This window comes from Paraeggerthella hominis, assembly GCF_021044775.1.
Lineage (GTDB): Bacteria > Actinomycetota > Coriobacteriia > Coriobacteriales > Eggerthellaceae > Paraeggerthella > Paraeggerthella hominis.
In genome coordinates this window covers 14,231-32,172 of the sequence record NZ_JAJNOQ010000015.1, presented here as the reverse complement: position 1 = coordinate 32,172, position 17,942 = coordinate 14,231, and the positions used below count along the sequence as shown (strand labels likewise).

Genomic DNA, 17,942 nt, shown 5'->3' with positions numbered 1-17,942 from the left:
CAACAACAAGATCAAGGTGACGGTGAGGATGGGCTACGGCTTCCGCAACACCGACAACCTCGTGGCCCTGCTCATGCTCAGGTGCGGCGACTGCCAGCCCCAGCTCCCGGGTCGCCCGGCGAAGGCGAGGAAGAAGGGCGTGAAGGGAGCGAAGAGCGTTGCCGCCTAGGCTAGCCCCTTGTCACACAAACTACCGAAGCCTCTGTTTTTTTCGATCTCGTTCCAGTACTTCTCGTAATACTCTTCCTGCATTCGGGCGTCCAAACCCATGAGGATGAAGTTGCGGATCTTATCGCCTTCGTTCAGGTCGAGGCCCGTAGAGTTAAGGCTCTCGAAGATTCGCTGGGCGTCATCCTCCTTGTCGAGCTTAATGTCGATGATCATTAGGCGTTCAATGGCATCACGCAGCTGATCCGCGGTCAGCTTGGTTTTGTCTATGCGGCCGCAGAAGTAGATGAAGTTTTGCGTGACGTTGGAGTCTTGGATGAACTTCTCCGCATTGGCCGAATAGATTGCTTCGAAGGCAGCCTGGTCGTCCTTAATGAGCTTAAGCTTCAGCTTTCGCTCCGACTTATGCCATTTGTCGATGAGGTATTCCTCGTTGATCATGTCCGCAAGGCTGTCGTCTTCGGAAGAGATGGCGCCGGACCTCAGCTTGCTCACGAGGGCAAGCAGAAGAAGGTATGACGTTGTGATTCTTTGCTGGCCGTCGATAACGATGCGGGTATCTGGTCCGTCAGCCTTCGAAACGATGCTGCCAAAGAAATGGCTCTCGACGCCCTCGGTTATCACATCCTCGAGATCATCAAATAACTGCTTACAATTCTCGATCTTCCAGTCGTAGTTGCGCTGATAAACGGGGATTACGAACCTGGTCTTTGTGTCCTCGAGAAGATTCAATAGATACCGTTCTTCGCCTTTCAAATGCTTTCCTTTCAAGAATAATACAGGTCGAAAACCATGACGCGGATTCTGGTTGTATCCCCAGGTTTTCCTTCAAACACATACTTGCAGTCGAATTCGTTTTCTCGCGGCTCTTTCAAGCTGATGCAGCGATCGTCTTCGCTCAAAGCTTCCTTCGCGGCCTGCAGCACCTCCTTGAAATTTTTGTTCCTGGAAAATATCAGCAAGGCGGTTTTTGAGTCTCTCCAGGTCAAATAGCCCAAGAGCTGCTCAATGGCTGCTGTGAAATTCTTCCGGCCTTTCCATATCTTGCATTCGGCCACAAAAGCGGCCCTGTTCTTTTCCTCGATGCTTATGTCAGTTTTACCCTTGTTTCTGAACGTTTCGGGGGTGCGGACAAAAAGTTGGACACTCCGGTGTCCGGATTGGAGTCCGCATGTACCCGTTGGAGACCAGGGAGCTCGCCGTGGAGGCCGTCGCGGCGGGGTTCAGCCTGACCGAGGCGGCCGAGCTGGCCGGCTGCAGCCGCACGGCCGTTGTAAATTGGGCGAAGGCGGCGGGCGTCGCCCCGCCGCCCCGCAAGAAGGCCGTATACTTGCCCTTCGACAGGAAGATGGAGCTCGTCGCGCGGCTGGAGGCCGGGGAGCGGGCCGCCGACCTCGCCGCCGAGGCCGGCGTCACCGCCGCTGCCGTCTCCGGCTGGCGCCGGCGGCTCCGCGAGGAAGGGGCGCTCTCCCTCATGACCGACTCGGACATCGCCGCCCGCGCGCCGGAGCCCCGCGAGGCGCCCTCGGAGCTCGAGGAGCTCAGGGCCCGCTGCGAGGAGCTGGAGCTGCGCAACGCCGTCCTCGAGGGGACGATCGACATACTAAAAAAAGACCCAGGCGCCGACCTGTCCGCCCTGACGGCGGCGGAGAGGGCGGCGCTGGCTGACCGGCTCAGGGGGCGCTTCGGGCTGCGGGCGGCGCTGGCGGCGCTGTCCCTGCCGCGCAGCACGTTCTACGACCGCCTGGCGGCGGCCTCCGCGCCCGACCCGTACGCCGCCCTGCGGCCCCTGGTCCGGGCCGCCTTCGAGGCGTCCGGGGGCGCCTACGGCTACCGCCGCGTCCGCGCCGAGCTCGCGCGGGGCGCCGGCGCGCCGCAGCGGGCCCGCGGCGCGGCGGGGCTCGACCCGGCGCGGCCGGTGGCGGTCTCCGAGAAGGTGGTGCGCCGGATCATGGCCGAGGAGGGGCTGCGCGCCCGCGCCCCGCGGGCGGCCCGCTACAGCTCCTACGCCGGCGAGGAGGGCCGCGCGGCGGCGCCCAACCTGCTGCTGGTCGACGCCGGCCGCGACCTGCACGACTTCTCGGCCGCCGCCCCCGGCGAGGTCCTGGTCACCGACATCACCGAGTTCAGGCTGCCCGACGACCCGCGGAAGGTGTACCTCTCGCCGGCCGTCGACCTGTTCGACGGCGACGTCGCCGCCTTCTCGGTGGGCACCTCGCCGTCCAAGGCGCTCGTGGCCGAGATGCTCGCCGGCGCCGTGGCCGCCGCCGGGGGCGGCTTCACGCTCCACAGCGACCGCGGCTGGCACTACCGCACCCCCGACTGGGTCCGCGCCTGCGGGGAGGCCGGGGTGGAGAGGTCGATGTCGCGCAAGGGGCACTCGCCGGACAACGCCGCCTGCGAGGGGTTCTTCGGCAGGCTCAAGGTCGAGTTCTTCCACGGGAGGGACTGGCGCGGGGTCTCCGCCGAGCGGTTCGCCGCCGAGCTCGCCGAGTGGATCCGCTGGTACCGGGAGGGGAGGCTGAAGGCGTTCGACGAGGGAGGGCGCAAGGTGTACGATACGATAGCCGGCCGCAGGAGGCGGCTGGGGCTGGCCGCCTAGGCCGTCCGGAAAAACGTCCGCACCCCCTTCGCCTGTTGCTCGACCTTCGTATTGGCAATTCAGGGGAACAAGAGCGAGATCCCTGAGAGCCTCCTCGTCCAGACTCGTGTAGGTAGCTGGTGTTCTCTCGCAAGTTGCATAGCAGTTCCGGATGATATCGAGGATTTCTTCGTATATGACGTCGCTGATATAGCAGTTCGTTTCGCGGCTTTCGGGTTTTGACTCGAGGCGAAGCTTCTTCCTGAGAGCGATGTTCCCGTCGGCGGTTTTCTTCTGCTCAACTGGAATCTCCAATTCCGCGAAGAGGTTGGTTAGCTTTTTGGAAAGGTTCTCGCGTTTGGCCAAAGCGGATTCGATGCTTGAAGAAAGCGTCGAATTGTATGCGGCAATATCTCGAGCAAGATACTCGACACCAGAGCGAATGGACTCAGACTGAGAGTTTAGCTCTGCCGCGATTTCTCTTCCGCTTGGAGCGTCGGCGTTGCTGTAGATTTGTCGCTCGGATTTAAGCACAATGTACCCTTTCTGCACCTCTATGCTTGGATATCCAGAGAGGGAGAAAGTGCTCGCTTTGCACCTAAAGAGATCAGCATTGCCGTGATATGGATACGCAAAACTAACGCGAACCCCGTCGACTTCGACGTAATCCCTTCCGTACATCCCGCGATCGAAAGGGTCATGCAGATATTTCGAAATCTTGCAGCGCTCTTGCTTTCGCATGGAGGGATCTTCATCACCGAGGGACAGGCTCTCGAAAGTGTACTTCTCAAGAAAGTATGCGACTAAGTAGTCGTGGCTGTTGCCAAGCAGCTGGCCATCGGACAACGAATCAATCTCCCTTTTGAGATTTACATCGTTGCTGGCAAGCAAGTCAGCCAATCGTTTATCAGAGAAAGGCCTCTCAATTACAGTCATGAACAATTACCTTCCCAATCCGTTGAACCTGTCGAAGAACCCTTTCAAGCGCTCAAGCACACGGGCCTTCATGTCCGCATACGCGTTAGCCGGTGCGAAGCGGCTGGGCTTCTTGGTCATGAGATTGGCGACCTCGGTGCCACTTTCAGGAACCCCGCCGTCGACAAAGGCGTTTGCCATGAGCTCGCGGGTTGCAGCGTCGTCCAGAGCCTCCTCGGCGATGATCGCGGCAAGCTCGCGCTCCTTGGCCTCCGCCACGTACTTCTCCCAATCGGCCGCGACGTCGCTGCTGGAGACCAGGCTGTCCATGAACGCATGGATGAGGTCGCGCTTGTTCCGGAGCTCGTAGCTGGCGGAGATGGCGCGTTCGATGTCGCCGATGATCACCCTGTCGGTGCAGTTGGTGTCGTGGTACTTCTGCACCAGCATCAGGATGTAGTCGATGTTGATGTCGACCTGCTTCAGCAGCTCGATCTCGAAGACGAGGTCGTCGTTGATGATGGCGGCCTCTTCCTTCTCGCCGCGCCACTTCTGGTACAGGTCGGTGTAGACGCTGCGGTAATCCTGCTCGTCCCGCGGGCTCAGGGAGTCATCCTCGGCGAAATCGTCGAAGGCGGTGAGGATGTTGCGCAGGCGCAAGATCACGCCGAACAGGCGGATGAACGCCTTCTGCTGCTCCTCGCCCATGATGACGGCGCCGGAGAGAATCGCCTCAAGCGGGAACTGCCCTCGCAGCTGGTCCAGGCGGTCGTTGTACTCGGCAAGGTACTCGGCATAGGGCTTGAGCAGCACCACGCCGCCCGCCTCCTTGTCGCCGAACAGGCTGATCGCGTGGTTCACGCGGTCCTCCAGGTTGCGGAAGCACACGATGTTTCCGTAGGTCTTCACGGAGTTGAGGATGCGGTTGGTGCGGCTGAACGCCTGGATGAGGCCGTGGTCCTTCAGGTCCTTGTCCACCCACAGCGTGTTCAAGGTGGTGGCGTCGAAGCCGGTGAGGAACATGTTGACCACGATGACCAGGTCCACCTGACGTTTCTTCATGCGCTCGGAGAGGTCCTTGTAGTAATTCTGGAACCCCTGGGAGCTGGTGTCGAAGCTGGTTGCGAACATGGCGTTGTAGTCGCCGATGGCGGCCTCCAGGAAGTCGCGGCTGGGGGTGTCCAGGCTCTCGGTGTCGAAGCTCTCGTCGGGAAGGCCGCATCCGTCATCGGACTCGTTGGGGCCGAAGCTGTAGATGAGCGCCACCTTCAGCTTCTCGCCGGCGCGTTCGGCTTGGATGCGCTTGAAGGCGGAGTAGTACACCTTCGCCATGTCGATTGAGGCGGTGGCGAAGATGGAGTTGAAGCCCATGACGCGCTGGCCCTTGAGGTCGTAGCTGCTCGTGCGCTTGGTCTTCTGGGCGTAATGATCCAGGATGTAGCTGGTCACCAGGTCCACGCGAGCAGCCGCCTTGTAGGCGCCCTCGCGGTAGATGTCGTAGACCTTCTGGTCCTCGTACTGGTCGCGCTCCCGGATGGTCTTGATGTAGTCCACCCTGAACGGCAGCACGTTCTCGTCGCGGATGGCGTCCACGATGGTGTAGGTGTGCAGCTTGTCGCCGAAAGCCTGCTCGGTGGTGCGCAGGTTGGCTATCTTTCCGCTACCGGCGTTCTCCGCAAAGATCGGCGTGCCGGTGAAGCCGAACAGGTGGTAGTTCTTGAAGTGCCTGGTTATGGCCACGTGCATGTCGCCGAACTGACTGCGGTGACACTCATCGAAGATGATGACGCAGTGCTGGCCGTAGACGCCATGCCTTTTGTTCTTCTTGATGAAGCACGAGAGCTTCTGGATGGTGGTCACCAGGATGCGGCACTCGGGGTCGGCAAGCTGCCTGGAAAGCACGGCCGTGGACTCGCTGCCGTCAACCGCGCCCTTCTCGAAGCGGTCGTACTCGCGCATGGTCTGGTAGTCCAGGTCCTTGCGGTCCACCACGAACATGACCTTGTCCACGCCCGCCATCTGGCTGGCGAGCTGAGCGGTCTTGAAGCTGGTGAGCGTTTTGCCGGAGCCGGTGGTGTGCCACACGTAGCCGCCGGCGCGCAGGGTTCCCAGCATGGACTTGTCGTTCTCGCTGATGAGGATGCGGTTCAATATGCGCTCGGTGGCCACGATCTGGTACGGGCGCATGACCAAAAGCTTCTCGTCCACGTCGAAGACGCAGTACTTCGTCAGGATGTTCAGCAGAGCATGCTTCGCGAAGAAGGTGGCGGTGAAGGGCACCAGGTCGAAGATGGGCATGTTGTCGGCGTCCGCCCACCAGCTGGTGAACTTGAAGCTGTTGGAGGTCTTCTTGCCGCGGGCCTTCTTTCCGGCGCGCTCCTCGATGGCGCTGAAGCGCGTGGTGTTGGAGTAGTACTTGGTGTGGGTGCCGTTGGAGATGACGAAGATCTGCACGTACTCGTACAGGCCGCAGCCGGACCAGAAGCTGTCGCGCTGGTAGCGCTCGATCTGGTTGAAGGCCTCCTGGATGGCCACGCCGCGGCGCTTGAGCTCGATGTGCACGAGCGGCAGGCCGTTCACCAGCACCGTCACGTCGTAGCGGTTCTCGTAATTGCCCTCTTGCGTGTACTGGTTCATCACCTGCATGCGGTTGTTGTGCACGTTGCGCTTGTCGATGAGCGAGACGTTGCGCACGGATCCGTCGTCCATCTGCAGGGCGTAGACGTGGTCGCGCTGGATGCGGCGGGTCTTCTCCACGATGCCGTCGTTGTCCGCCGCGATCCAGCCCTTGAACAGGCGGGACCACTCCCTGTCGGAGAAGGAGACGCGGTTCAGGGCCTCGAGCTGCCTGCGCAGGTTGGCAATAAGGTCGCCTTCGCTGGAGATGACGAGCCTCTCGTAGCCCTGGCGGCAGAGCTGCTTTACGAAGGCGTCCTCCAGCTGGGCTTCCGACTGATACGACGTCGAGCGTTTCTGCTGTTTAGGCAGGGCCGAGCAGACCGTCGCCTGGCCGCCGAAGGCCATGACGTCAAAGTCGACGTTGCCAGGCAGGGCGTCTGCCAACGAGGCGGCGTCCTGCGGAGTCGGCATGCCTGTATATTCATAGTTGATCTCACTCATGCGGTCTTCTCCTTGAAGGCCAGGAGCCTGTCGCGGTAATAGGCGTACTGCTTGCGACGCGCCTCGATCTCTGCAGGAAGACCCTGGGTAATGTCGTTGACGAGAGCATCGAACTTGTCGAGATCGGTGGCTATCTGACGCTGCTCTTCAAGACTCGGCAACGGGATTGGAAAATTGTCCAGCATTTTCTTGCGAATGGACGCGACTGAACTCGAAACGCAATTTGTCATTATGTAGTCGTAAAAATGTGCATTTAATACATGGAAGAAAAACCGCGAATCAAGCAACTCCTTATTTGGGACCATGCGATACGCACGCTGGTGAAGAGCATATTTGCCATCAACGTAATGAAACACCTTTCCGACACCAGCGCCGTCGCCAGCAGTGATAACTGCTGTTTCGTCAAAGTCATACGTATTCAGACGAAGTGGCAACGTGCCTCGTGCGTAAAACGCATACTCCGCGCCATCGATCGCATCTTTTGTGTCATGACTTCCAGTTCCAATTGCGGCAAGCTTAGACAGCGGAACTTCGTCAGCGGTGATGTCGTCAAGCATCCGATTACGGTAAAAGGCATACTGCGCCTTGCGCGCCTCCAGCTCCGCCTCCAGCTCCGCCTCCAGCTCCGCGAAGGAGTCTAGCACCCGCACGATCTCCTCCTGGACCTCCATGGGAGGAACAGGGATGCGTATTGCGTCCAGAACTTTTCTCGTCAATGCAGGGCGCGCTGCATTTGCGGTATTCAACTTCTCAATATGCTCGTTGAGCATTACGTGATAAAAATAGCGCGGGTTAATCAGAGACTCATCGATTTCAGTGTAGAAAATGGTATCCACATTCCAGAAAGGGCCATCAACATAGAAAATGTTGCTAATAGAACCTTTTCTGGGAAGAAGAACAGAAGGCCCTTCATAGGCGGCGGTATCAACATAAGTCATAATTCCGCCGCTGCCATATACAGGAATTTCGCCTTCGCCAAATTCTTTGTAATCGCGTCCGCCAACAATCTTTGCAACAGATTTCAGTTCTCTAAACTCCACCCCATCGGGGCAGAGGCGCTCGATGAGCTCGTCTATCCTGCTCATGGCTAGCCCTCCAGGTCCGCCACAATGGCATCGATCTTCTTGCGCAGCTCGTCCTCTCGAGCGACGATGCGGGCAATCTCGGCGTTGAGCTCCTTGATGTCGACCTCCTCGCGCTCGTCGAGCTTTTCCACGTAGGAGCTGACGGACAGGTTGGCGTCATTGGCCAGGATCTCGTCGTTGGAAACCAGCTTGGAGAAGTGCTCCTCTTCTGCGCGCGCAGCGATTGCGTCCATGATGCGGTCGATGTTATCGGGCATCAGCTTGTTCTTGGAGTCGCGGCGCTCGAACTGCTCGGATGCGTCGACGAACAGGATGTCGCTGGCGGTCTTGTTCTTCTTGAGCACGATGATGCATGTGGCGATGGTGGTACCGAAGAAGAGGTCAGCAGGCAGCTGGATGACCGCCTCGACGAAGTTGTTGCGCACCAGGTAGTCGCGGATCTTGCCCTCGGCGCCGCCGCGGTAGAGAACGCCAGGAAACTCGACGATGGCGGCGGTGCCCTCGCTGGAGAGCCAGCTCAGCATGTGCATAGTGAAGGCCAGGTCAGCCTTGGAAGCCGGTGCCAGCACGCCTGCAGGGCTGAAACGCGCGTCGTTGATGTTGAGGGGGTTGTCCTTGCCCTCCCACTTGATGGAGTAGGGCGGGTTGGAGACGATCGCGTCGAATGGCTCGTCGTCCCAGTGGGCCGGCTCCTTCAAGGTATCTCCCAGCGCGATGTCGAACTTGTCGAAGTTGACGTCGTGCAGGAACATGTTGATGCGGGCCAGGTTGTAGGTGGTCAGGTTGATCTCCTGGCCGAAGTATCCGTTTCGCACGTTCTCCTTGCCCAGGATCTTCGCAAACTTCAGCAGCAGGCCGCCGCTGCCGCAGCAGGGGTCGTAGACCTTGTTCACGCTGTTTCGGCCGTCGATAGCGATGCGGGCCAAAAGCTCGCCCACCTCCTGCGGGGTGAAGAACTCGCCGCCGGACTTGCCGGCGTTGGAGGCGTACATGGTCATGAGGAACTCGTAGGCGTCGCCGAAGGCGTCTATGGAGTTGTCCTGGAAGGCGCCGCCGAAGTCCAGCGAGCCGATCTTGGAGATGAGCTTCACCAGCTTCTTATTGCGCTCGACAACGGAGTTGCCTAGCTTGGCGCTGTTGACGTCCATGTCGTCGAACAGGCCCTTCAAATCGCTTTCGGAGTCGGTGCCCACGGCGGAGCCCTCGATGTTGCGGAATACCTGGGTCAGCAGCTCGTTGAGGTCCTGCCCATCCTCGGCAAGGCGCATGCCGTCCTTGTCGACGCGTTTGAGGATGTTGCAGAAAAGCTCGCTGGGAAGGATGAAGAAGCCCTTCTCCTTCACCGTCTCCTCACGGCCCCACTCGGCTTGGTCGTCAGGCATGGAGGCATAGTCGAAGGAGGGGTCACCTTCCTGCTCGGCAAGGTAGGCGCAGAGGTTCTCACTCACGAATCGGTAGAAGAGCGTGCACAAGATGTACTGCTTGAAGTCCCAACCGTCCACGCTGCCGCGCAGGTCGTCGGCGATGGACCAGATTGTCTTGTGCAGCTCGGCGCGCTGCTGTTCCTTAGTGGTGTCAGCCATGTTAACCCCTCTCGATATTCGAAAGCTCGTCGATCATGCACTTGCGGATCAACGTGCTGAAGCTCATGCCGCGAAGCTCTGCAGCTTCTTTAGCGCTATCCCGAAGATTCTTCGGGATGCGGATGGTGATGGCCGTCATTTCGCCATCGACCAGGTACTGCTGGATGTCGGTCGCGTCGGCGCCGCTCTTGATCAGTTCCTTGTAGCTCATCGCTATTCCTTACGTTTCATTTGCGGAATGCAATACAAATGAAAGTATATCACCGACCAGAAAAAGTCCTTAGCAGCCAGCTAATAACAGCCCATTTGTATCCTAAATAGTTGCAGGTGGTTTGCATGTCCCAGGCATTGGACAGCAGAGGGAAGCAAGCCCACCTCCCGCGTCGGATTAGCGCTCGGCGGGCTTGAGAGCGAATCATAAGTGAAGACCGGTGCACGGAAGAGCTCGGCGTTGAACGTGGCCGTGCGTCCACTAGCGCCAGGACGGCCGATTACGACCCACGCAGTGAAAACGCGGGCGCCACGATGCCCATGCGCTCACAACATGTCTATGATGAAGCGGACTGTTGCCGTCAAGGGCTGATTGCTGGCTGGCAGCCGCGAATATGGTCGCAGACAATCTTGCCACGCCCTTGCCGCCTAGCGTATCCGACGGTGAATCGTCAGACCGATTCCTCGTCAGCAATCGGGCCGTCGTTCCTCGGGAGCCCAGCCGCTCTCGGCTCCAGCCAACGCTCAAAGCAGGTTCGCCATCCAGCCAACCCTGAACCCGTTGCTCAGACCTCCCATGCCGGGACGCCCACCTTCGCCTTCCTTGGCTCCGCCACACTCGCTCAGAACCAGGCTCTTCAGGCAAGGCGCGAAAAACTTTTGCTGCGCAAAACTCGGGCCCTGCCGGGTTTTCGCTCTCCTCCTTGCCTTCGGCCAGAACCTGCGCGGCTTCCGGATCACAAGGCAGGCCAAAGGGGCCGGCCGCGAACAAACGGAGGTCATCATGAGCAATTTCGAACTTCAGGAGAAGGCAGTCCAGGCAGCAACCCGCTTCATCGAGCGCAAGGGCTTCGAGCTTCTCGAGACCGGTTGGACTTCCCCCGAGGGAACCACAATCGACCTGATCGCCAGCGACGAGGACTCCCTGGTCTTCATCGACGTCACCGCCACCGAGTACGGCGAGGGCGGCTTCGAGGGCGGCAAGGTCTCCCGCAGCGACCTTGAGATCGCGGCAGCTTCCTGGCTCGCAGGCAACTGCCCCGATGGCGACATCCAGGTCCGCTTCGACATCATCGACATGCTTGTCGTGAGCGCCGACAGGGCCCTCCTGAGGCACCACATCAACGCCTTCAGCTGCGGGGTCGAGTAATCGACCTCCATCCCGGCCCCCGCTGGAGGGCCGGGAGCCCCTCGGGGTTGCATCCCCGAGGGGCTCTTCCGTGCTTTATCGGCCTTCCCTCATGATTCGCTCTGCGGCCGCGATGACGCGGCCGAGCTGGTCGGAGAAGCTCTTCTTCGAGGATGCGTCCATCGACTCGTCGTTCTCGTCACAATCGAGCAGCTCGGAGAAGGTGGCCCCGCCGAACTTCTCCACGGCGATCCTCTCTACTTCCGCGATGAAAGCCTCGGCATGTTCTGCGGGAATCGCGACGCCGGCTTGGACCTCGCAATCCTCGGAATCGTCGTACATGTCGATCATGATGAACTGCTTGTTGGGCTTGGAATAGTCCTTCATAGTCAAGCAACCTTCCTAAAACGGCGCAATGCCGCAATTGACTCCAGGCATAGTCTTACACGAATTAAACCCCATCCGCTACTGACAAACCTTAGCCGTTGGCTAACTCAATTGATACAAAAACGTATCAGTTTGTGATACCATCGGTAATACAGGATGGAAACTGCGTTTAAGGAACCCATCCAGCCAACCGAATACGCAGCCCCTCACTTCCACGACCTCGGGGCTGCAAGACGCGAAGGAGCTTCCCATGCGCACCCTTGCAGTGAGCAACTACAAGGGCGGGGTGGGCAAGACGACCACGGCCGTTAACCTTGCCGCTATCTACGCGGCGCGAGGCCTGAGGGTCCTGCTCATCGACCTGGATCCCCAGGCATCCGCCACCGACTACTTCGGCCTCTACGACCGCGCGGCCGCAGACGGCAGGACGTCCATCCAGCTTCTCTACGAGAACGCCCCCGTCTCCGAAGTCGCCTACGAGACCGAGATTCCCAACCTTTCCGTCGTCCCGTCCATCATCGAGCTGACCGACCAGAACGAGCTGATGCTGCGAGAGCAGAGGCTCCGCTTCGCGCTGGACGACTGCGCGGGGGACTACGACGTGGTCATCATCGACTGCAGCCCGACCATGAAGAGGCTGGCGTTCAACGCCTACCTTGCCGCAGCCGACTCCGGCATGGTGGTCATCCCCGTGAAGCTCGACTCAACCGTCATGCGCGGAACCGCTCTGACGGTAAACGCCATCCAGGCGATCGCGGATGCGCTCCGCATGCCGGTGCCAACCTTCAGGATCTTGCGAACCTGCGTGCCCGGTCGCATGACCAACGCCGAGAAAACCGGCGAGGCGGTGTTGGACAAGTTCTTCCCGGACCAGCAGTTGGCCAACGTCATCCACGCCTCCTCGAAGGTCTGCGAGGGAAGTTGGCAGTGGAAGCCCGTGTCCGTGTTCGAGCCCGGCAGCAGGCCAGCGAAGGACTACGAGGCCCTTGCGGATGAGTTATGGGAGGCGATGGCATGAGCGCCATGGAAGTAGCCAACGGGTTCAGCATTAGCGGGCTTCTCGATGCCAGCGCCCAAACCGCAAACAGGTTCCCCGTGAAGGAGATTCCCCTCGACGACATCAGCGAGCATCCCGGCAACGTCGCGTACTCGATGGACGAGGAGGGGATTGTGAGGCTCGCGGAGTCAATCGAGCGAGACGGCCTGACGGACCTTCCCCTGGTGCGCAGGCTGCAGGGCGGGGGATTCCAGATGATCTCGGGCCATCGGAGGATGGCCGCATTCAAGCTGCTTGCCCAACAGGGTCCCTCCTATTCCAAGCTGCCCTGCAGGGTCATCGCCGACATCTCGGACGAGCAGGCCCTCGTCCTGCTCCATACCGCAAACTTCTTCACGAGGGCGCTGACCGTCACCGAGCGCGCCGCTGCGACAAAGGCCCTGGGCATCCAGGTCGAGCAGATGCGCGCCACCGACCCGACCGTTGCGGGCATGCGCACCGAGGACGTCAAGGCGCGCATCGTGGAGGAGATGACCGGCCGCAAGGTCAGCGGCAAGACCATCAAACGCGAGGAGGCCTTGGCCGACAAGGTCGCAAAGCTCATCCCGGAGTGGCGCGAGGTCGCGGACTCGGGCGAGCTGTCCGCCAAGGCCATCGATGCGCTGGAGAAGTCGGGAGAGGCGACGCAGAGATCGGCGTTCGACAAATGGGCGGAGTCGCCGAGAACAAAGGCGGCGACAACCGAGCTGGTCGCCTCGATGACAGCCTCCGAGCCCGCCGCCGACAAGCGGCTTGTAAGCGCCGAAAAGGCGCTCCGCCGCTTTGTCGCGAACCTTCCCAAGAACCCTAACGCGGCAGATTCCGAGGCAATCGACCGCATCGCGGAGCTGGCCCGCCAGGCCGCGAATGCGGTCTCAGGGTTCACCGATGCCCATGGGGCTCGGTAGAACCCGTCATATTCGAATCGTAGCAAGTAACTCATTGCGTATTACAGCGCAATGAACTTGGCCGGGGCGGGGCAGGGCGCTTCCACTCCAGGCGGAATGCCCGTCTGGGAAACCCTCCCCGACCCCCGGCGTCACGGAGCGGCTGGCACGACTTCCGTCGACGCTGCCGCTTCCTTCACGGGGGATCCCCCGTGGCCCCTGAAAGACGCGAAGGAGAAAAGATGGGCGAGTACACGCATACCGTGAGCTGCCGCATGACCGATGAGGACCGGCGGCTCCTAGACCAAAAGGCGGAGCAACTCGAGCTTGCAAGGTCCGAGGCGATCCGCGCCCTTATCAGACTTCCGATAGCGGGCCCGGACGAGCTCGCCTCGTTCGACGACGGCAGCCGTGTCGCTGTCATCGACGCCAAGACGATGGGGCGCATCAGCCGCGAGCTGATACGCTGGGGCCGCCACTACAACCAGGCCGTGAGGGCGCTCAACACCATCGCCATGTTCGTGAGGAACAAGGGCGCGGTCGACCCCCAGCTGGCCAAGGAGCAGCTGGGCAAGGCCACGACCGAGCTCGAGCTGGTGCAGGGTTCCGTCGAGGAAATCAAGGGCATGGTTCGCGAAGTCAGCGACTCGGAGAGGTTCTGGAGATAGCCGTGCCGATGCTGAAAGCCATCAACGGCCACACGGGCTGCGGGCGGATCAAAGACTACCTCGAGAAGGGCGGAAGGGCGCTCCTGCGCGACTTCTTCAACCTGTCCTGGGACGAGATCGAGGACAAGGGCTTGGACGATTCCCTGAAAGACGAAGTGGAGTGGGCGCGCGAGATGGACGAGCTGCGGCACGACTACCGCAACGACGAGCCGTGGAAGGGGCAGCGTGCTATCACGTTCCGCCACTACGTCATTTCACCCGATCCCAGCGACAATATCGATCTCGAGGGGCTGAGGGCTCTGACGCACGCATGGGTCAGGAAGCACTTCTCCGACTACCAGGTCGCCGTCGTCTACCATGACGACAACAGGCAGCGCATCCCGCACGCCCACATCGTGGTGAACAACACCAACCTCGACACGGGCAGACGCCTGCACATCCCCAACGCGCTCGACATGAACCGCAGCCTTCAGGAGATCGCCAAGGAGAAGGGCCTTGCGGCGTTCGACAACGAGATGCCGAAGGGCAGGGTGGGGCGGCGAAATCCGAAAACCCCTCCCCGACCCCAGACGAGGCAGGCTGTGTATGTCAATCTCCCCGAACGCGGGCTTCTCGAAGCCGGTGCCTATTCATGGGTCAGCGACATCAGGAACAGGGTGTCCGTCGCCAAGGTCCTCTCTCGCAACGAGGGCGAGTTCATGCGGATACTCGAGCTCATGGAGGTCGAGGTGGCCGAGAACTCCGCCCGTGCGCCGAGGGAGGACTGGATCTTCTCGCTGGCCGACCAGCCGTCGAAGAAGGTTTCCGGGGAGCGTCTCGGCATGACGTTCGGCAAGATCGCCCTAACCGAGCGCTTCGAGCGCATCGGCTCGTACCATCCCGATGCAGCGTCATCCAGGGCGATTCTCGCGAAGGCAACCGACGCCGTCGAACTCAACGACCTGGCAGAGCTCGGCGACCTCGCAAAGACCGTGGAGACCAACGCGCGGTACTCGATCTCGTCGAGCGCCGACTACGGAAGGCGCATCGACACCCTGCGGAGGCGCATGGAGCGCGAGTCCGAAGGAGGGTCAGCCAAGAAATGCGCGGAGCGAATCGACGAGCTGCGCGCTGCGAGGGAATACGCCTCGAGGCATGCGCTGGTTCCTGTGGAGAGGCCTTCCGAACCGCCCAGAACCCGCAGCGCCGATAGGTGGCAATACGAGCCGCAGAGAGGCGAAAACGGTCATCAGAGGGGGTTTCAGAGCCTCTCGGTGGCAAGGCAGCGAAGCCGTGAAAGGCAGAAGGAGGGACGAGGCCGATGAAGGTTCAGATCAAGTATAGGAACGGTCGCTTGGACGTGTTCGACACGGATTCCTACACGCCGGCTCAGCCGTTCGGGGACGGCTGCATGTTGGCGAACTACGAGGTCCGTTTCGAGGACATGGAACGCGGCCTGTGGCTGCAGGCTCATTTCTACGAGGCGAATCCGAGCTTCAAGGAGGGGTTGGACGACGGAGCCGTCCCCGTGGGCAGGAGATCCATGGGGTGGCGCTTCCTTCTGGCAGAATCAGGCGAGTTAGAAGAGGTGGAGCAGATCTTGGTCGACGGGGAGCGGACGCTCGTCCGCATGGGCGACGGCCTGGTGGATGTCATGCGCCTCGACTGCGCGTCGGCGCTGCTGCTCTCGGATGGCGGAGGGCCGTCCCTGGCAAGCAAGCTCCAAGGGGTGGTCGACGCATTGGCGACGTTCGACTCTAACATTGACGAAGAGGCCGCCGCTGCCCTTGCCGGTGCGGACTGGGAATCATACGCATGGGCAAGGGAGGCGCAGCCCTTACAGCAAGCAGAGATTGGGGACGAAGAGGAAGGTTGGATGGACAATGAAGGCGATTAAGTTTGCGTTCAGCGCTATCGGCGCATTCTGCAGATGGCTCATCAAGGCGGTGTTCAAGTTCATGTGAACATGGAAACAGGCATAGAGACAGGTAGGAATCCGGCTTCTTCGAATTGGACGTTCTGGAACGCCAGGGTGTCGAAATCGAAGATAATGGAGGGGATCGACCAAGCGCCGCCTGTCCGGCAAGGGGAAGGCGCAAGCCAAACGCGAAAGACTATTATCATGGAAGAAGTCAAAGAAGGGCACGGCAGGAAGCCGAAGCTCACCATCGAGGAACAGATCGAGCACCTGAAGTCCAAAGGCGTGACCTTCGGGCTGTGCGCCGAGGCGGAGGCCGCCCGCATCCTGTCCGAGCAGGACCATTACTTCAGGCTTGCGGCATACCGCGTGCTCTTTCCCAAGCGCATCGGCGGCGAGCGCGACGGCGAGTACGCGGGACTCGACTTCGGACACCTCGTTGACCTCGCGGGCATCGACCAGGAGCTGCGCGGGTTCCTGCTGCCCCTCACGCTCGACGTGGAGAACGCCGCCAAGACCAAGCTCGTCGAGAGGATAACCGAGGACTCCGACGAGGACGGCTACTCCGTCTTCGTCGACTACCTTGCGCATCTCAACCACGGTGACCGCAACAGGCGCAGGGGCGAGATTTCCCGTTTGGAGAACGACGCCTATCTCGGCCCCCTCGTCGCACGGTATCCGATAAAAGAGATGCCCGCCTGGGTGTTTCTTGAGTTGTCGTCGTTCGGGGCGTTCGCGGACTTCTACCTCTTCTGCTCCGAGCGCTGGGATGATCCCAGGATGAGAGACGAGCATTACCTGCTCAGGCGCGTGAGCTCCCTGAGGAATGCTGCGGCGCATTCCAGCGCCATGATCAACGGCTTGGGCGTCGGCTCGAATTCATTGGAGAGCAGGCCGCCCGCGATGGTCAGCTCGGCCCTCGCCGAGATTGGCGTGTCGCGAAGGCTTAGGCGCGCGAGGCTCCGCAACCCTCGCATCCTGCAGATGACTTCCCTGGCATTCGCGCACGGGCATTTCGTTCCGGGGCAGAAGCGCTGCGCGGCCGCCCAGAGGCTAGAAGCCCTTAAACGAAGGGCGAAAACCAATGCGGACTGGTATGCGCACAGCAATGCCCTGGTTGCTTCGTATCGCTTCCTGGAGAAAGTCTTCGACGACTGGTTGGCATGACGGACGTCTGCCGATCTTTGGCGCAGCGTTCTTGCTGAAATCTTGGAGGATGGCTCTAACCCGCGCCAGCTCGTTTGACATTCGGGGCGATTCGGGGATAATGAAGTCAGTTAGAAACCTTCGGGTTTGCGGGGCAGTATCGCGAGAGCGATTCTGCCCTATTTTTATGCCTAGACGCGCGAGTCGGGGGCATTTTCTCTTTTGACGGCGGGCATCTCTGCATGCTCGCTCATGGCCCCCACCCGAATGCAGGCGTATCCCACGATCGTGCAGGCCATCATCGCCATGCCGATGATGAAGCATATAATCCGCAGCATCATTCCGCTTCCTCCTGCGCATATACGATAGTACGCTCGTGACTGCTCCATTCCCCGTAGCTGCAGGTGCAGAACGCCTTGACGCTGTCCGCTTGCGCATCCCCGTTGAGGACGACGTCCGCCTCGGTAAGCAGCTCCTCGAGCCAGGAGTCGAGCTCATCGTCGTCTGCGAACCTCAGCCGCTTGCCTTCTCTGCTCGAGTCGACCACATCTGCCGCTATGACGCTCAGGCGCATCTTCTCCTCGGGCGTCTGCAGGAGTATCTCGCTGTGAGCATTCGCGAACGAGGCGTCGGAGAAGCTGGCGAACGCCGAGAACATGCTGCCGTCGTTCATATGGTGCGCGAACATGAGCGCCACCGGGCTGTCGAGGCCAAGCTCTGCGCAGTCGGCGTCGAGGTACGGGCATCCGTAGGGGTTCCATCCACGGTAGACGTCGTGGTCAAGGTAGAAGGTCGGGTCGCCTGAGCTCGCCTGGACGATGGGATAGTCGATGTTTGTGCCAGGAACGGTTACCCAGGCGACGATATCGGGGTTCACGGAAAGCCAGTAATCCCAGTCGACCGCAGGAAATCCATCGTCAGCCGCACTGGTTTCGATGTGCCCTAAGACGGGAGAGGGATCAACATCCGCAGCCCTGCCGTGGATGCCGCAAAGCCACACGAGCAGCACTCCTGCCGCTATGAACGCCGTTATTGCTGCCATGAGCGCGATGCGGCTCTTGATCTTCGTCTTCATTGCTATCTCCAAGATAACGGACGGGGCAGCCTCACGCAGCCCCGTCCTCTCATGC

17 protein-coding genes are annotated in these 17,942 nt (G+C 60.5%); 8 read left to right on the top strand and 9 right to left on the bottom strand.

What is annotated here, in order from left to right:
• Positions 1–165: 165 nt before the first annotated feature.
• Together LQE90_RS11920 and LQE90_RS11915 are read right to left on the bottom strand one after the other, a co-directional pair.
• The gene (locus tag LQE90_RS11920; RefSeq protein WP_216529955.1) at positions 166–924 is read right to left on the bottom strand and encodes a DUF262 domain-containing protein; all 759 of its coding nucleotides are present in this window, start codon (positions 922–924) and stop codon (positions 166–168) included.
• 11 nt (positions 925–935) lie between these two features.
• Entirely contained in the window at positions 936–1,226 is a 291-nt protein-coding gene (locus LQE90_RS11915) for a hypothetical protein (RefSeq protein WP_216529954.1), read from the bottom strand.
• Between the two features lie 113 nt (positions 1,227–1,339).
• Here LQE90_RS11915 and LQE90_RS11910 point away from each other — a divergent pair, with 113 nt between their 5' ends.
• Positions 1,340–2,770: an IS3 family transposase gene (locus LQE90_RS11910; protein ID WP_092197605.1), complete on the top strand. Its 1,431-nt coding sequence runs from the start codon at positions 1,340–1,342 to the stop codon at positions 2,768–2,770.
• A 921-nt stretch (positions 2,771–3,691) separates the two neighbouring features.
• Here the strand turns inward: LQE90_RS11910 and LQE90_RS11905 are convergent.
• Genes LQE90_RS11905 through LQE90_RS11890 form a run of 4 tightly spaced genes read right to left on the bottom strand, consistent with a single transcriptional unit; the run spans position 3,692 to position 9,663 of the window.
• The gene (locus tag LQE90_RS11905; protein WP_216529953.1) at positions 3,692–6,784 is read right to left on the bottom strand and encodes a type I restriction endonuclease subunit R; all 3,093 of its coding nucleotides are present in this window, start codon (positions 6,782–6,784) and stop codon (positions 3,692–3,694) included.
• Positions 6,781–7,869, bottom strand: coding sequence for a restriction endonuclease subunit S (locus tag LQE90_RS11900; protein WP_216529952.1), 1,089 nt, complete (start codon positions 7,867–7,869; stop codon positions 6,781–6,783). The genes LQE90_RS11905 and LQE90_RS11900 overlap by 4 nt, the downstream gene beginning before the upstream one ends.
• 2 nt (positions 7,870–7,871) lie before the next feature.
• Complete coding sequence (locus LQE90_RS11895; RefSeq protein WP_216529951.1) at positions 7,872–9,452, bottom strand: type I restriction-modification system subunit M; 1,581 nt, start codon at positions 9,450–9,452, stop codon at positions 7,872–7,874.
• A 1-nt stretch (position 9,453) separates the two neighbouring features.
• Positions 9,454–9,663 (bottom strand): DUF6290 family protein, encoded by a 210-nt coding sequence (locus LQE90_RS11890; RefSeq protein ID WP_154477984.1) that lies wholly within the window; start codon positions 9,661–9,663, stop codon positions 9,454–9,456.
• A gap of 783 nt (positions 9,664–10,446) precedes the next feature.
• Between LQE90_RS11890 and LQE90_RS11885 the strand changes: the two genes are divergently transcribed.
• Positions 10,447–10,812, top strand: a complete 366-nt coding sequence (locus LQE90_RS11885) for a YraN family protein (RefSeq protein ID WP_231088328.1) — start codon at positions 10,447–10,449, stop codon at positions 10,810–10,812.
• A 75-nt stretch (positions 10,813–10,887) separates the two neighbouring features.
• Here the strand turns inward: LQE90_RS11885 and LQE90_RS11880 are convergent, their stop codons facing one another.
• Complete coding sequence (locus LQE90_RS11880) at positions 10,888–11,178, bottom strand: hypothetical protein (RefSeq protein WP_216529950.1); 291 nt, start codon at positions 11,176–11,178, stop codon at positions 10,888–10,890.
• A 250-nt stretch (positions 11,179–11,428) separates the two neighbouring features.
• On the opposite strand from LQE90_RS11880, the gene LQE90_RS11875 reads away from it, so the two are divergent.
• From LQE90_RS11875 to LQE90_RS11850, 6 genes are all read left to right on the top strand, one after another.
• Positions 11,429–12,196 carry a ParA family protein gene (locus tag LQE90_RS11875; protein ID WP_216529949.1) on the top strand — a complete coding sequence of 256 codons (768 nt, stop codon included), beginning with the start codon at positions 11,429–11,431 and terminating at the stop codon, positions 12,194–12,196.
• Complete coding sequence (locus LQE90_RS11870; RefSeq protein WP_216529948.1) at positions 12,193–13,122, top strand: ParB/RepB/Spo0J family partition protein; 930 nt, start codon at positions 12,193–12,195, stop codon at positions 13,120–13,122. Before LQE90_RS11875 ends, LQE90_RS11870 begins: the two co-directional genes overlap by 4 nt.
• A 221-nt stretch (positions 13,123–13,343) precedes the next feature.
• Positions 13,344–13,769 carry a hypothetical protein gene (locus LQE90_RS11865; RefSeq protein ID WP_216529947.1) on the top strand — a complete coding sequence of 142 codons (426 nt, stop codon included), beginning with the start codon at positions 13,344–13,346 and terminating at the stop codon, positions 13,767–13,769.
• 8 nt (positions 13,770–13,777) lie between these two features.
• The gene (locus LQE90_RS11860; protein WP_231088330.1) at positions 13,778–15,073 is read left to right on the top strand and encodes a relaxase/mobilization nuclease domain-containing protein; all 1,296 of its coding nucleotides are present in this window, start codon (positions 13,778–13,780) and stop codon (positions 15,071–15,073) included.
• Complete coding sequence (locus tag LQE90_RS11855) at positions 15,070–15,645, top strand: hypothetical protein (RefSeq protein ID WP_216529945.1); 576 nt, start codon at positions 15,070–15,072, stop codon at positions 15,643–15,645. Before LQE90_RS11860 ends, LQE90_RS11855 begins: the two co-directional genes overlap by 4 nt.
• A gap of 225 nt (positions 15,646–15,870) precedes the next feature.
• Positions 15,871–16,833, top strand: a complete 963-nt coding sequence (locus LQE90_RS11850; RefSeq protein WP_216529944.1) for an Abi family protein — start codon at positions 15,871–15,873, stop codon at positions 16,831–16,833.
• 170 nt (positions 16,834–17,003) lie between these two features.
• On the opposite strand, the gene LQE90_RS11845 is transcribed toward LQE90_RS11850, so the two are convergent.
• Positions 17,004–17,153 carry a DNA-binding protein gene (locus LQE90_RS11845; RefSeq protein ID WP_231088327.1) on the bottom strand — a complete coding sequence of 50 codons (150 nt, stop codon included), beginning with the start codon at positions 17,151–17,153 and terminating at the stop codon, positions 17,004–17,006.
• Positions 17,150–17,887, bottom strand: coding sequence for a class B sortase (locus LQE90_RS11840; protein ID WP_216529943.1), 738 nt, complete (start codon positions 17,885–17,887; stop codon positions 17,150–17,152). Before LQE90_RS11840 ends, LQE90_RS11845 begins: the two co-directional genes overlap by 4 nt.
• Positions 17,888–17,942: the final 55 nt, after the last annotated feature.

Bases quoted from the DNA above. Each gene is read 5' to 3' on its own strand.
- LQE90_RS11910 (WP_092197605.1), top strand. From the start codon at position 1,340: ATGTACCCGTTGGAGACCAGGGAGCTCGCCGTGGAGGCCGTCGCGGCG.
- LQE90_RS11905 (WP_216529953.1), bottom strand. From the start codon at position 6,784: ATGAGTGAGATCAACTATGAATATACAGGCATGCCGACTCCGCAGGAC.
- LQE90_RS11900 (WP_216529952.1), bottom strand. From the start codon at position 7,869: ATGAGCAGGATAGACGAGCTCATCGAGCGCCTCTGCCCCGATGGGGTG.
- LQE90_RS11895 (WP_216529951.1), bottom strand. From the start codon at position 9,452: ATGGCTGACACCACTAAGGAACAGCAGCGCGCCGAGCTGCACAAGACA.
- LQE90_RS11890 (WP_154477984.1), bottom strand. From the start codon at position 9,663: ATGAGCTACAAGGAACTGATCAAGAGCGGCGCCGACGCGACCGACATC.
- LQE90_RS11885 (WP_231088328.1), top strand. From the start codon at position 10,447: ATGAGCAATTTCGAACTTCAGGAGAAGGCAGTCCAGGCAGCAACCCGC.
- LQE90_RS11880 (WP_216529950.1), bottom strand. From the start codon at position 11,178: ATGAAGGACTATTCCAAGCCCAACAAGCAGTTCATCATGATCGACATG.
- LQE90_RS11875 (WP_216529949.1), top strand. From the start codon at position 11,429: ATGCGCACCCTTGCAGTGAGCAACTACAAGGGCGGGGTGGGCAAGACG.
- LQE90_RS11870 (WP_216529948.1), top strand. From the start codon at position 12,193: ATGAGCGCCATGGAAGTAGCCAACGGGTTCAGCATTAGCGGGCTTCTC.
- LQE90_RS11865 (WP_216529947.1), top strand. From the start codon at position 13,344: ATGGGCGAGTACACGCATACCGTGAGCTGCCGCATGACCGATGAGGAC.
- LQE90_RS11860 (WP_231088330.1), top strand. From the start codon at position 13,778: ATGCTGAAAGCCATCAACGGCCACACGGGCTGCGGGCGGATCAAAGAC.
- LQE90_RS11855 (WP_216529945.1), top strand. From the start codon at position 15,070: ATGAAGGTTCAGATCAAGTATAGGAACGGTCGCTTGGACGTGTTCGAC.
- LQE90_RS11850 (WP_216529944.1), top strand. From the start codon at position 15,871: ATGGAAGAAGTCAAAGAAGGGCACGGCAGGAAGCCGAAGCTCACCATC.
- LQE90_RS11845 (WP_231088327.1), bottom strand. From the start codon at position 17,153: ATGATGCTGCGGATTATATGCTTCATCATCGGCATGGCGATGATGGCC.
- LQE90_RS11840 (WP_216529943.1), bottom strand. From the start codon at position 17,887: ATGAAGACGAAGATCAAGAGCCGCATCGCGCTCATGGCAGCAATAACG.